At 74.6% G+C, this 13146-nt stretch carries 11 protein-coding genes and 1 pseudogene; 5 read left to right on the forward strand and 7 right to left on the reverse strand.

Annotation, left to right across the window (positions count from 1 at the left end; genetic code table 11):
• Positions 1 to 7: 7 nt before the first annotated feature.
• The 3 genes and pseudogenes from ACFP3R_RS34990 to ACFP3R_RS35000 form a co-directional block, all read right to left on the reverse strand.
• Positions 8 to 541 carry a Crp/Fnr family transcriptional regulator gene (locus ACFP3R_RS34990; protein WP_380642817.1) on the reverse strand — a complete coding sequence of 178 codons (534 nt, stop codon included), beginning with the start codon at positions 539 to 541 and terminating at the stop codon, positions 8 to 10.
• Positions 542 to 563: 22 nt separating this feature from the next.
• A pseudogene (locus ACFP3R_RS34995) lies at positions 564 to 827 on the reverse strand (chemotaxis protein CheB); the annotation flags it as partial.
• A gap of 28 nt (positions 828 to 855) precedes the next feature.
• Entirely contained in the window at positions 856 to 2067 is a 1212-nt protein-coding gene (locus ACFP3R_RS35000; protein WP_380642819.1) for an RsbRD N-terminal domain-containing protein, read from the reverse strand.
• Between the two features lie 194 nt (positions 2068 to 2261).
• Between ACFP3R_RS35000 and ACFP3R_RS35005 the strand changes: the two genes are divergently transcribed.
• Positions 2262 to 3527 carry a YncE family protein gene (locus tag ACFP3R_RS35005; protein WP_380642821.1) on the forward strand — a complete coding sequence of 422 codons (1266 nt, stop codon included), beginning with the start codon at positions 2262 to 2264 and terminating at the stop codon, positions 3525 to 3527.
• Positions 3528 to 3726: 199 nt separating this feature from the next.
• Positions 3727 to 5130 carry a cellulase family glycosylhydrolase gene (locus tag ACFP3R_RS35010; RefSeq protein ID WP_380642823.1) on the forward strand — a complete coding sequence of 468 codons (1404 nt, stop codon included), beginning with the start codon at positions 3727 to 3729 and terminating at the stop codon, positions 5128 to 5130.
• A 79-nt stretch (positions 5131 to 5209) separates the two neighbouring features.
• Here the strand turns inward: ACFP3R_RS35010 and ACFP3R_RS35015 are convergent, their stop codons facing one another.
• From ACFP3R_RS35015 to ACFP3R_RS35025, 3 genes are read right to left on the reverse strand one after another with little or no spacing between them, the layout of a single operon-like run.
• Complete coding sequence (locus tag ACFP3R_RS35015; RefSeq protein WP_380642825.1) at positions 5210 to 5710, reverse strand: hypothetical protein; 501 nt, start codon at positions 5708 to 5710, stop codon at positions 5210 to 5212.
• On the reverse strand, positions 5707 to 6591 hold the full coding sequence (locus tag ACFP3R_RS35020; RefSeq protein ID WP_380642826.1) for an ATP-grasp domain-containing protein: 885 nt from the start codon (positions 6589 to 6591) through the stop codon (positions 5707 to 5709). Before ACFP3R_RS35020 ends, ACFP3R_RS35015 begins: the two co-directional genes overlap by 4 nt.
• 25 nt (positions 6592 to 6616) lie before the next feature.
• Positions 6617 to 8047, reverse strand: coding sequence for a Gfo/Idh/MocA family protein (locus ACFP3R_RS35025; protein ID WP_380642828.1), 1431 nt, complete (start codon positions 8045 to 8047; stop codon positions 6617 to 6619).
• A gap of 749 nt (positions 8048 to 8796) precedes the next feature.
• Between ACFP3R_RS35025 and ACFP3R_RS35030 the strand changes: the two genes are divergently transcribed.
• The 3 genes from ACFP3R_RS35030 (at position 8797) to ACFP3R_RS35040 (ending at position 11052) form a co-directional block, all read left to right on the forward strand.
• Positions 8797 to 9534 carry a hypothetical protein gene (locus ACFP3R_RS35030; RefSeq protein WP_380642830.1) on the forward strand — a complete coding sequence of 246 codons (738 nt, stop codon included), beginning with the start codon at positions 8797 to 8799 and terminating at the stop codon, positions 9532 to 9534.
• A gap of 140 nt (positions 9535 to 9674) precedes the next feature.
• Positions 9675 to 10580 carry a phenylalanine 4-monooxygenase gene (locus ACFP3R_RS35035; RefSeq protein WP_380642832.1) on the forward strand — a complete coding sequence of 302 codons (906 nt, stop codon included), beginning with the start codon at positions 9675 to 9677 and terminating at the stop codon, positions 10578 to 10580.
• Positions 10581 to 10797: 217 nt separating this feature from the next.
• A complete protein-coding gene (locus ACFP3R_RS35040) occupies positions 10798 to 11052 on the forward strand; it encodes a hypothetical protein (RefSeq protein ID WP_380642834.1) in 255 nt (84 codons plus the stop codon).
• A 7-nt stretch (positions 11053 to 11059) separates the two neighbouring features.
• Here the strand turns inward: ACFP3R_RS35040 and ACFP3R_RS35045 are convergent.
• A partial coding sequence (locus ACFP3R_RS35045) for a PP2C family protein-serine/threonine phosphatase (RefSeq protein WP_380642836.1) occupies positions 11060 to 13146 on the reverse strand: 2087 nt, incomplete at its 5' end.

Below are 13146 nucleotides of genomic sequence, written 5' to 3' on the forward strand. Positions count from 1 at the left end.
CACGGCGTCAACCCGCCTCCGGCCGCTCGCGGACGGGCGGGTACGCCGCGGCGAAGGTGTCGCGGATGACCCGGTAGCACTCGCAGGCGTTGGCCTCCAACCGCGCCCGGTCGGTGACGGTGATGACGCCGCGGCGGTAGCTGATGCACCCGTCCTCGGCCAGCGCGGCGGCGACCTCGCTGACCGAGGCCCGGCGCACGGCCAGCGCCTGGGCCAGGGACTCCTGCGTCAGGGGGAACTCGGCCGAGTGCGTGCGGTCGGCGGACATCAGCAGCCACCGCGCGCAGCGCTCCCGGACGTGGTGGCTGCGGTTGCAGGCGGCGTTGCGGGCCGGCTGGGTGAACGTGGCCTGGGCGTAGCGCTGGAGCAACCCCTGGAGCACGCCGTCGAGCACGACGGCCATCTCGCGGAACCGGTCGGACTCCACCCGCGGCAGCCCCGCCGCGCCGGGAGCCATGACCAGCGCGACCAGGGCGTGGGCCGGCACGGGCAGCGGCAGCGCGAAGTCCACGCAGCAGGTGGCCGGCGCCGCGCCCGGCATACCCGGGGTCCCGGGTGGTGGTCGGGTCCTGCGCAGGCACCCGGCCGCCGGCGCCCTCGACGTGCCGCACGCCCAGCGCGCCGTCGTCGAGCCGACCGGTCAGCACGCCGACGATCAACCTCGGACTGAACACCGCGGCGGCCGAGGCGAACAGCGGATCGGCCTGCCGGTGCCCCGGCACCGGCCTGACGGACACGGCGCGCTCGGCGTCGAACGCCGGGACGACCTCGTCCAGTCCGGTACCGAGCACGGGACCATCGTGATGTACGGCACCGGACATACGCATCACGAGCCGTGGCGCGCGGTGTCCGGGATCAGCTCCGGTCGGCCGGTTCGCCCGCGGTCCCGGCGTCGCGGCCGACCGCTCCCCGGTCGAGCCAGGTGTGCAGCGCCCACCACGAGCGCAGGGTGTCGAGCACGGTCGAGCGGGCGTCGGCGGCGAGGTCGTCCAGCGGCAGCGCGGTGATCTCCGCCAGCCGGTCGAGGCGGTACCGGACGGTGTTGGGGTGCAGGTGCAGGGCGGCGGCCGTGTGGCCGAGCCGCCTGCCGTGGTCGAGGTAGGCCAGCGCGGTGCAGGCCAGTTCGCGGTGGAAGTCGTCGGCGGAGTCGAGCCGGCCGAGCGCGCTGTCCACCAGCAGGTCGGCGAGCAGGGGCTGCGCGGCCAGCGCGGTCTCCCCGGCCAGCTCGGTGAGGTGGTGCACGCCGCGCAGCCCCTGCCCGGCGGCGAGGGGCAGCGCGGCCGCGCACAGGGCGTGGAGGTCGCGCAGCCCGGCCGGGGTCGCGCTGGGCGCGGCGATCAGCAGCACGTCGGGCGCGAGGTCGTCGGCGCTCGGCAGCCTGCCCGCCAGGCCGGTGAGCCTGCCCTCGACCAGGCCGTAGACGCCGCCGAGGCCGAGCAGCCGCTGCTCCAGGGCGCGGGCCCGGGACGGGTCGGTGACGTCGGAGACCACGCAGTGGTAGCGGCCGTCGGGTCGCAGCCCGGCCTGGTGGAGGTCGTCGGCGGGCGGCGGGTCCGGGTCGCCGGGCAGGAGCAGGCCGCGCAGCAGCCGGGCGCGCACGTCGCGGGTGGTGCGGGACAGCCGGAGCTCGGCGGCGTGGTAGCCGTTGACGACGTGCCGCTCCAGCGCGCCGGTGTAGCGGTCCAGGTCGAGGATCGCCTCCAGGATCACGTCGTCGGGCACCCCGGCCGCGCGGCTGCGGTCGATGGCGATGCGCACCGCGCGGGTGCGGCCGGCCTGGACGCCGCGCAGCAGGCCGGTGATGGGCACGCCCTGGGCGGCGCGGTCCGCGCCCAGCGCCTCGGCGGTGGCGAAGTCCCGGTCGTCGGGGTGCTCGGGGCGGGCCAGGCAGGCCAGGCCGGTGGCGAGCAGCACCCGGACGTGGCGGCGGTTCTCGGCCTCGGGCAGGCGCGCCACCTCGGGCGAGTGGCTCCGGGCCGCCAGGACCAGCTCGTCGAGGACGCGGGCGTCCCGGGCCATCGCCCCGAGCACCTCGCGGAGCAGGGCGCTCCGGTTCGCTGCGGGCACGGCTCCTCCCGGACCACGGCGTTGTGGCAGGGCCACAACGGGCCCGCCGGGTTGTTGGCCGGCCGCCCCTACCACGGGTCCCTCACCCACTGGTTCGCTGTGGCTACCGCACAGTAGCAACGTGGTCGCCCGGCGGGCGACCGCCGCTTCGAGCCCTTCCGCCGCGAACAGAGCCGTTTCGGTTGGGAGTCCTCATGACCACGACACCGTCGCCCCGTGCCCGACGCGCGCGGTTCCCCGGGTTGCTCACCGCCGGCCTGGTGGCCGCCGGGTTCCTCACCGCCGGGTCGGCCGCCCCGGCGGGCGCCGCGCAGCTGCGGGAGGTGATGTTCGTCGGCAACAACTGGGACGGCACCGCGGACGTCATCGCCTCCAGCGGGGACTTCGCCCGGATCGGGCGGGTGAACATCGTCCCGGACCGGGAGGAGCGGTTGCGGGAGATCTACCTCAACCCGGTCAAGCTGATCTTCTTCCTGGGCATCCGCCACGGTCCGGGCGAGGGCCACGACCAGCTCGTCGACGACATGTACACCACGCCGGACGGCTCGGCCGTGGTCGCGTCGCGGCCCAGCTTCGCCGACGTGGTGTCGATCGACCTGGCGTCCGGTCGGGTCAACTGGCGCTTCCCGGTCTCGGGGTTCCGCTCCGACCACATGGCCGTCTCCCCCGACGGGCTGCGGGTCGCGGTGTCGGCCTCGACGTCGAACACCGTGCACGTGCTCGACATCGGCACCGGCCGCGAGGTGGGGAAGTTCGCCACCGGTGACAAGCCGCACGAGAACGTCTTCACCGAGGGCGGCCGGCGCCTGTGGAACATGTCCATCGGGGAGGTCAACACCGACCTCGACGACCCCGGCCTGGACTTCACCAAGGGGGACCGCCGCATCACCGTCGTCGACACCGCGACGTTCCGGCAGTCCCGGGTGATCGACATGCGGCAGCGGCTGGACGCCTTCGGCCGCTCGGACCTGTCGGACTCGGTGCGGCCGGTGGCGTTCACCCCCGACGAGTCCACGCTCTACTTCCAGGTCTCGTTCTTCAACGGGTTCCTGGAGTACGACGTGGCGGGCGACCGCGTCACCAGGGTCAAGGAGCTGCCCAAGAACCCGAACACCAGCGACGACCGCAGGACCTTCGTCAACGACTCGCGCCACCACGGCATGTCCATGAGCCCGGCCGGCGACAAGCTGTGCGTCGCCGGGACCATGGACGACTACGCCACGGTGGTGGACCGCGCGTCGCTGCGCGAGGGACCGCTGGTGCCGGCGGCCAAGCCGTACTGGGCCACGGTCAGCGGCGACGGACGGGCCTGCGTGATCTCCGAGAGCGGCGCCGACCAGGTCACCGCGATCGACTTCGCCACCGGGCGCGAACTGGTCTCGGTGCCGGTGGGCGACCACCCGCAGCGGGTGCGGATCGGGCACGTGCCGCAGGGGTGGACGGGCCCCGCGAACAGCTGACGCGAGGCCGCCCCGCCCCGCCGGGACACGTGCCCGGCGGGGCGGCGTGGCCGTGCGCGGGGCCGCTCCGAGCGCTGATCACGCAAAGTTACCGGGTACGACGCTATGTACGCGCACGTGCATCCCGGTGTACGGTCCCCGGTCTAGGAGCGCTCTGGGAGCGCTCCCAGACAGCTGTCGAGATCAGAGGAGGGGCTCAGTGAAGCGCTCCACCGCCGCACTGGCGGCTTCCGCGGTGGTCCTCGGTTCCGCGGTGGCGATGCTGCCGAACGCCATGGCCGCCGCGCAGGGTTGCCGGGTGGACTACACCGTCACGAGTCAGTGGCAGGGTGGGTTCCAGGCCAACGTCAAGCTCACGAACCTCGGGGACCCGGTCAGCGGGTGGTCGCTCGGGTTCACCTTCCCCACCAGCGGGCAGAGGGTGGGCCAGGGCTGGAACGCCACCTGGTCGCAGTCCGGTTCCGCGGTCACCGCCACCAACGTGGACTGGAACCGGTCGCTGGGCACCGGCGCGTCCACCGACCTGGGGTTGACCGGCACGTTCTCGGGCAGCAACCCCGCGCCCACGTCGTTCGCGCTCAACGGCGTGGCGTGCACCGGTTCGCCCACGTCGACCAACACCACCACGACCACCACCACGACGACCACGAACCCGCCGGTCGGGCGCACGCCGGTCGAGATCAACGGGCAGCTGCGGGTCTGCGGCGTGAACCTGTGCAACCAGTACAACCGCCCGATCCAGCTGCGCGGCATGAGCACGCACGGCATCCAGTGGTTCGACAAGTGCTACAACAACGCCTCGCTCGACGCGCTGGTCAACGACTGGAAGTCCGACCTGTTCCGCATCGCCATGTACGTGCAGGAGCAGGGCTACGAGACCAACCCCACCGGGTTCACCAACCGGGTCAACGCCCTGGTGGACATGGCCGAGTCGCGCGGCATGTACGCGCTGATCGACTTCCACACCCTGACGCCGGGCGACCCGAACTACAACCTGGCGAGGGCGAAGACCTTCTTCTCGCAGGTCGCCGCGCGCAACGCCAACAAGCGCAACGTGATCTACGAGATCGCCAACGAGCCGAACGGCGTGAGCTGGCAGGGCATCAAGAGCTACGCCGAGCAGGTCATCCCGGTCATCCGCGCCGCCGACCCGGACGCCGTGGTCATCGTCGGCACCCGCGCGTGGTCGTCGCTGGGCGTGTCCGAGGGCTCCAGCGAGACCGAGGTGATCAACAACCCGGTCAACGCGACCAACATCATGTACGCGTTCCACTTCTACGCCGCCTCGCACAAGGACAACTACCGCGCGACGGTGAGCCGGGCCGCGTCCCGACTGCCGCTGTTCGTCACCGAGTTCGGCACGGTCACCGCCACCGGCGGCGGCGCGTACGACCGGACGAGCACGGCGGCCTGGATCGACCTGCTCGACCAGCTGAAGATCAGTTACGCGAACTGGACGTACTCCGACGCCAACGAGAGCAGCGCCGCGCTCCGGCCCGGCACCTGCAACGGCGGCGACTACAGCAGCGGCAACGTGCTCACCGAGTCCGGCGCGTACATCAAGAGCCGCATCAGCACGCCGGACAACTTCCCGACGAGCTGATCGCCGGAGCCCCGGTCGCCCCCACGCGGGGGTGACCGGGGACCCCCGTCACGAGGACGTGCACCCCTGCCCCCGGCGGTCACACCCCGGTCGCGACCAGGACGAGTTCGCGGGACCCCGGGTCGAGGTAGGCGGACGCGTACCAGCGCTCGTGGTCGAACGCCGCGTCCAGCGCGTCCCCGGTCAGGAACGGCCCGCTCGGCAACCGGTCGCGCATACCCTCCACCACGTCGGGGACCTCGCCCACCTCGGTCGGGGCGTAGGCGGACACCAGTCGCTCGACCGCATCCGGGGACAGGGTGACCACCGCGTCGATCCAGTAGGTGGAGGGACCGGGCACGTCGGAGCGCCCGAACGTCCCCGACATCCACCGCGCCGTGTCCGGCGAGTCGAGCACCGGGAAGCGCTTGACCAGCGGGGCGAGGTCGGTTCGCAGCTCACCCGTCCCGGACTTCGGCGCAGCGGCCCCCTCCACCGACCCGCCCCCCAGCACCCGGTAACCGGCCACCCCGACCAGGATTCCCGACGCCACCACGGCCGCCACGGCGATGACCCACGGCCGGGGAAATGTCCTGCTCATCGACGTCGCTCCCCCGGGTTGTCCGGGGTCGGTTCCCCCGTGCGCAGCAGGCCGACCAGCGCGGCGGGCGCGATCGTCGACGGCCGGTCGCCGACCTGCCCGTCGCCCAGCTCCACCACGCGCCACTCCCCGTCCTCGCGGCGGACCAGGTCGACGGTGACGAAGGGCAGCCCCAGGCCGGCCACGAGGGGCGCGACGCCCCCGAGGTCCGGCGGGGTCGCGGGCAGGTCGTCGGGGGTGTCGGGGTGCGGACCGACCAGTCGGCACTCGCCGTCGACCCACCAGGTGCGGACCTCGGCGGAGGCGAAGTGCTCGAAGCGGCGCAGCACGAACCCGCCGACCACGTCCTCCCGCAGCTCTCGGAACCGGCTCGCCACGGCCCACGCGGCGTCGGCGTCGGCGAGGTCGGGGATGAAGGCGGCCTCGTCCCAGTGGTGCTTCATCGACTTGGTGTAGTCGCGCAGCACCGCCGGACCGGGGCCCAGCTCGTCGCGCGCCCGGTCGAAACCGGCCCGGTCGTCGCCCGAGGTCCAGGCCGACCGGGGCGTGACCCCCGCCAGGTCGTGGTACCAGCCCGGCAGCTCGTGCGCCCGGCGGTACTGCTCCGGGCCGGTCCACGGCTCCACGCCCCGCCGCCGCAGGGCTTCCGCGAACGCCGCGTACCGCTCGGAGCGCAGCATCCAGCCGCGGTAGGCGGCCACGCCGGAGCCCTCGGGCACCCGGCGCACCGCCCGGTCCGCGTCGCCGTCCGGGTCGGCCAGCGCGTCGTGGTCGACCAGGGCGACCGCCACCCCGGCCGCGCGGGCGGCCTCCGCCTCGGCGGCGAAGTGCTCGTCGGGGCGGCGCGGGTGGAGCACGTCGGAGGGCACGAGCAGCGTCATGGCCCGCATCGTGCCACCGCGGGCGTCAGCCGTCCGGGGAAAGCTCCAGGTCGGAGATCCGCACCACCTGCCCGGTGCGCAGCGAGAGGTTGGCCGCGATGCCGACGCCGGCGCTGCGCAGCCCGTCCACCACGCCCGCGCGGCGGCCCAGCGGGTCCGGCGCGGTGCCCGGCCGGAACACGTCGTCGAGCAGGTGGGCGTCACCGCCGCCGTGGGGGCCGTCGCCCTGCGGCACGGGGACCTCCTCCGCGACCGACCAGTGCCGCTGGAGCAGCAGCCGCTCGCCGGCCGGGCGCGGGTTCGCCGCCGAGCCCGTCGAGCCCGACCCCGCCAATTCCGACAACGCAGGCGACACCGACCCCGCCGCCGACACCCCCGGGGTCCGCCGGTCCGGCGTGGCGCTCGGGTCGACCGCCGGCCTGCCGACCACGCCGGCGGCCCCGGCGGGCAGCACGTGCCCGCGCTCCACCACGTCCAGCTCCACCCGCCCCTCCGTGCCGTTCACCGCGACCCGGTAGCCCTCCCACGGCGAGTGGGCGTTGAGCGAGTAGCTCAGGGACGCGCCCGAGCCGTACCCGACGACCACCGACAGGTTGTCCTCGGTGGTGATGCCGCCGCTGAAGACGTCCCGGTCGCGCAGGTACCCGTCGTCCGCCTCTGCCTCCAGGTAGAGCCGGCGCAGCACGTCGTCGGCGGCCAGGTCGAGCGCGAACGGGTCGCGGTCCGCGCCCGGCGCGCCGGTGGAGCGCTCCGGCCGCGCGCCCAGCCCGCGCCGGGCGGCGTTCCCGGCGCCGTAGAAGCGCAGGCCGCCCAACGCGAACACGGTGCTCGGCACGTCGTGCAGCCACCAGTTGACCAGGTCGAAGTGGTGGCTGGCCTTGTGCACCAGCAGCCCGCCCGAGTGGGCCTTGTCCCGGTGCCAGCGGCGGAAGTAGTCGGCGCCGTGCACGGTGTCCAGCACCCACTCGAAGTGCACCGAGGTGACCTCGCCGACCGCGCCCGCCGCGATCAGCCTGCGCACCTCCTCGTTGCGCGGCGAGTAGCGGTAGTTGAACGTGACGACCAGCTCGCCGCCCGACTCGCGGACGGCGTCGGAGATCGCCCGCGCGCCCTCGGCCGTGGTGGTCAGCGGCTTCTCCACCACGACGTCGCAGCCGGCCCGCAGCGCCGCGACCGCGTAGTGGTGGTGGGTGGCGTCCGGGGAGGTCACGATCACCGCGTCCGGCCGCTGCTCGCGCAGCAGGTCCGCGAACCGCTCGGGCGCGTAGCGCGCCGGGGCGTGCCCCAGGACCGCGTCGTAGTAGGACATCCGGGTCGGGCTCGGGTCGCACCACGCCACCACCGCGCCGACGTCGGCGTACTCGCCGGCCAGCGCCTCGACGTACAGGGCGGCGCGGTGCCCCGCGCCGACGACGGCGTAGCGGCGCCGGGACCGCCCACCGGAGTTGGACCGCACCGCGTTTCCTCCGAACCGCTCAGGGTGCCTGGACCGCTCAGGGCGCCTGGACCAGACCTTCGTGCCGCACGGGCCGGCCGTCGGGGAACCCGGGGCGTGGCGGACCGCCGTCCCAGCCCGCGGCCATCAGGGCGACCGCGGCCGGCAGGCCGCCGTTGCCCGACAGGTACGCCGGGAGCCGCGCGGACCGCCGGTTGTGCCCGTTGGGCGGGAAACCGCTTTCTACCGCGCCGTCGAAGCGGGTGTCAATCGCGGCTCCGGAAGGTTCGGGGTAGGCGTCTCACCACGTGCCGCACGACGGTGAACAGGTCCGACGAGTTCCGCGACACGCCCGGCGCCGGCCGACCGGGTCCGGGCCACCGCGACCGCGCCGGGCCACGGGCCGGACCCGCACGCGCGCAGCCTGGCGCTCGGCCGCACCACCACGGTGGGACTGCCGGTGCCCGGGGTGGTGCGGCGCGGCACCGGCCCGGCACCGGGCGGCCAAACGGACAAAAGCCTGATACCGCAATGAATCCCAGGCCCGGGGACCGCGACACCGGGTGAGGGCGGCATGGTCGGCGCGGGCGGGTAAGTCCGCCGTTCGGGTGAGAGCCCAGGGCAGTTCCTACTCATCGGTTGCCTGCTAATGGGTGACTTGGGCCCGGGAGGAACACACGGGCGGTGACATGTCCCCGACGACGAGCTATGACGGGGGGAGGAGTTGGCCAGGGGGATCGAACAGCCAACCAGCCATGGGCGGAGAGCGCGTGACGACCGACACCGACCTGTCGCTGCGAGCGGTCACGCGCGGCGACGTGGTGCTGCTGTCCCCGGTGGGGAGGCTGGACCTGTCCACCTACGTCGGTATGCGCGACGGGTTGCTCAAGCACGTGGCGGAGCAGCCGCACGCCGTCGTCGTCGTGCTCGGTCCCGACCTCGAACTGGGCAGCGACCCGCTGGCCGGCGTGTTCGCCGCGGTGTGGATGCGCTGCTGCCGCTGGCCGGGCGTGCCGCTGCTGCTGGTGGCCACCACCGAGCGCCACCGCGGGATGCTGGAGCGCACCGGGCTGGCCCGCTTCGTGCCCTGCCACGAGCGGCTGGACACCGCGCTCGCCGTGGCGACCGCGCCGACGCGGCGGCACCGCAACGAGATGCAGCTGCCCGCCGACACCGACGCGCCGCACCTGGCCCGCGACTTCGCCCGGCGCACCTGCCTGAAGTGGGACCTGCGCCAGGCGAGCCCGCGCACGGTGCTGCTGGCGGGCGAGCTGGTCGACATCACCCGGGCGCACACCAGCTCGGCCCTGGTGCTGCGCATCGAGCGGTTCCCCGACCAGCTCACCGTCGCCGTCCGGCACGCCGGTCCCTCACCGCGCGACGCCCCCCACCGGCTCGACCTGACCCGCGTCCACCGGCTCAGCACCGCCTGCGGCAACACGCCCACGCTCGACGAGGGCCGCGTCGTCTGGGCCGCGATCACCCTCCGCTCCGGCAGCCGGGCCTGACGGAGCCGGGCCTGACGAGCCGCGCCGGTCGGTGCCGGAACGCCCCCGAGGCCACCCACCCCGGTGAACCGCCGGTCACCCGACCGGGTCCACCCCGCCGGACACCGCGTGGCGGGGGCCCGTCCGGGTAGGCCCGGGGCATGAGCATCAACACCACGATCCGGCCGGGGCGCGCGCCGGTGACCCCGGACGGGCAGCTCGGCCCGGTCCGGCGGCACCCCGGGTTCGGCGACCCCGCCTACGTCCGGCGGCGCAACGCCTTCGTGGCCCTGGCCGACGGGCTCCAGGTGGGCGAGCCGTCACCGCCGGTCACCTACACCGAGCAGGAGCACCTGACGTGGCGCCGGGCCCACGCCACGCTGCTGGAGGTCCACCGGGACGCGGTGTGCCGGGCCGTGCTGCGGGCGCGCGACGCCGCGCCGATCCCGGCCGACCACGTGCCCCAGCACGCCGAGGTGGGCGACCGCCTGGACGAGCTGACCGGGTTCCGGTTCACCCCGGCCGGCGGTCCGGTGCCGGCCAGGAGGTCCCTGGGCTCCATGGCGCGCGGCTACTTCCACGCGGTGCAGTACGTGCGCCACCCGGCGATGCCGCTCTACACGCCCGAACCCGACGTGCTGCACGACGTGTTCGGGCACGGCACGCACCTGGCGTCCCCGGCGTTCGCCGGGCTGTACCGGCGGTTCGGCGCGGCCGCGGCCCGGGTGGCCGACGAGGACTCCCTGGACCTGCTCAGCCGCGTGTACTGGTTCAGCCTGGAGTACGGCGTGGCGATCGAGGACGACGAGGTGAAGGCGTACGGCGCGGCGCTGCTGTCGTCGTACGGCGAGCTGCGGCACCTGCGGCACGCCGACATCCGCCCGTGGGACCTCGCGGCCGTCGCCGGCCAGGCTTACCAGGCGGCGGGCTACCAGCCGGTGCTGTACGCGGTCCGCTCGCTCGACCACCTCGCGGCGGAGCTGCGCGCGTTCCTCGACGACTTCGACGGCACCACCCGCGCCCGCCTCGGCCTGCCCGCGCTCGCCGAGCGCGGCCCGACGACCTGACCCGTCAGCGCCCGCGTCCCACGAGACCGCTCCCCCGGGCCGGCACGACCGCCTCGACGCGGTCGCGGAGCCCCAGGACGCCCTGACCGGCCGGGCCGGGTGCGGTGACCAGGCGGTTGCTCAGGTGGACACAGCAGCGCGACGAGGGCCGGGGCGTCCACCCGGTGAGGGCGAACGGAGCGCCCGGTCACCTCCCGGATCGGGGATCATGTGGGCCATGCTGGAGTTCAACGAGGACAACGGGTCCTACGAGTGGTGGATCACCACGCACCCCGAGCAGTTCGTCCTCGACGCCGAGCACACCCTCGACCCGGACGACATGGCCCTGCACCGCGTCACCTGCCGCGAGGTCAGCGGCCCGCCGCCGGCCGGCGGCTCGTGGCTGGGCGACCGGGTGAAGATCTGCGGCACCCGCCGGGAGCTGGAGCAGCGCTACCCCACCGCCCGCCCGTGCGTCCGGTGCCTGCGGTAGGGCGCGCTCAGGCCAGCTTCACACCCACGATGCACGTGTCGTCGTCGGTGTCGGCCGGGCTGCGGTCCAGCAGGTGGTCCAACCGCCGCTCCAGCGACCCCTCGTACCCGGAGGCGGCGGTGAGCAGCCAGTCCAGGCACTCGTCGAGGTCGGCGTCCCGGCGCTCGATCAACCCGTCGGTGTAGAGCAGCAGGGTGTCGTCGAGGTCCAGGACCACCTCCGCCTCGTCGTAGTCGGCCTCGGAGATCGCGCCCAGCATCACCCCGCGCGGGTTGGGCAGCGCGTCGGCCCGCCCCTCCCGCACCAGCACGGGTGGCGGGTGGCCGGCCCTGGCCCAGCGCAGCACCCGCGTGTGCGGGTCGTACAGCGCGCACACGGCGGTGGCCAGGATGTTGTCGGTCAGGTGGTGCGCCACGAGGTTGAGCCAGCACAGCAGCTGCCCCGGCCCCGCGCCGGTCGCGGCCAGGCCGCGCAGCGCGTTGCGCAGCACCACCATGCCGGTGGCGCCCTTGATGCCGTGCCCGGTGATGTCGCCGACCGACAGCAGGATCTGCTTGGACGGCAGCACGACCGCGTCGTACCAGTCGCCGCCGACCAGGTGGTCCTGCTCGGCGGGCCGGTAGCGCACCGCGATCTGGAGCCCGAACGCCTCGATCGACGGCTGGGTCAGCGGCATGATCGCGCGCTGGAGCTGGAGCGCCAGCCTGCTCTGCTCGGCCGCCTGCTGCTCGGTGTGCGCGAGCTGGTCGCGGGTGGCCGACAGCGCCACCTCGGTCCAGTGCTGCGCCGACACGTCCTGGTAGGCGCCGCGCACGGCCAGCAGGCGGTCGCCGGCCAGCACGGGTTCGGCGACGACCCGGATGTGGCGGACGATCCCGTCCTGCCGCTGGAACCGGAACGAGGTCGAGTCGGGGCGGCGGTGGTGCAGCACGGTGCGCAGGAACCGGGTGATGGCGGCCGTGTCGTCGGGGTGGCAGTACCCGGCCAGCGCGGCCAGCGGCACCGGGTCCTCGACCGGGTCGAGGCCGTAGAGGGCGAACAGCTGCCGGTTCCAGGTGATCCGCCCGCCGGCCACGTCCTCCTCGAAGCCGCCGATGCGCCCGAGGCGCTGCGCGTGGTGCAGCAGGTTCGCCAGCCGGGTGGTCTCGTCCTCCACGCGCCAGACGACCAGGACGCTGTCGCCGTGCCTGCTGATGCCCACGCCCGCGGTGAGGACCAGCGGCACCTGCTCCACCAGCGCGGTGAGCGCCATGCGGTCGCTGCGGAACGGCTCGCCGGTGGCGTGCACGTGCTCGACCTTGTCGAACAGGTCGCCCTCGCCCGCGGCCAGCGGGTACGCCTCCAGCAGCAGCATCCCGGTCACCGAGCCGCGCGGCCGGCCCGCGAGGTCGACGAACCGGTTGTTGACGTGGTGGATGCGGAAGTCGAGCAGCTCGCCGGTCGGCGACAGGTGCGGGCGCAGCACCAGCGCGGGGTCGAGCAGGACCTCGGCGAGGTCGACCAGCTCGTCGGCCACCGGGTTGTCGGCGTCCGGCTCGCCCGCGGCCGTGGCGTCCAGGGTGTGCGCGCACAGCTCGGCCAGCGCCTCGACCTGCCGCAGGATCCGCGGCGGCTGCGGCGGTTGCGGTTCCGGCCAGCAGATCTCCAGCACGCCGACGACGCGACCGCCGGACTCGGCGGGCGCGGCGACCCGGGCGCCGTGCAGGTCGTGGTGCCCGACCGAGGGCAGGCCGGACTCGGTCAGCCCCGGGATCCACACCGTGGCGCGCTCGGCGAGCGCCCGCCGGGCCGGGGTGGCGATGCCGGGCGGCACGTACCGCCAGCGCCTGGCCTCCTCGGTGGCGAACCCGGCCGAGCCGCGCAGGGTCAGCGACGCGTCCATCGCCGCCGACCAGATGGCGACCGCGGTCGCGCCCAGCGGCGCCAGCGCGTGCTCCAGCAGCGACTCGGCCACGGCCTGGGTGTCGCCGGCGGCCAGCGCGCCGCTCTCCGCGGTGCGCAGCCGGACGGCGGCGGACCGGCGCGCGGCGGACCGGCCGGCCCCGGACCCACCGGGCCCGGACCCGCCGCCGGTGGGGGACGGCGGGGCGGGGA

Source organism: Saccharothrix lopnurensis (assembly GCF_042658445.1).
Lineage (GTDB): Bacteria > Actinomycetota > Actinomycetes > Mycobacteriales > Pseudonocardiaceae > Actinosynnema > Actinosynnema lopnurensis.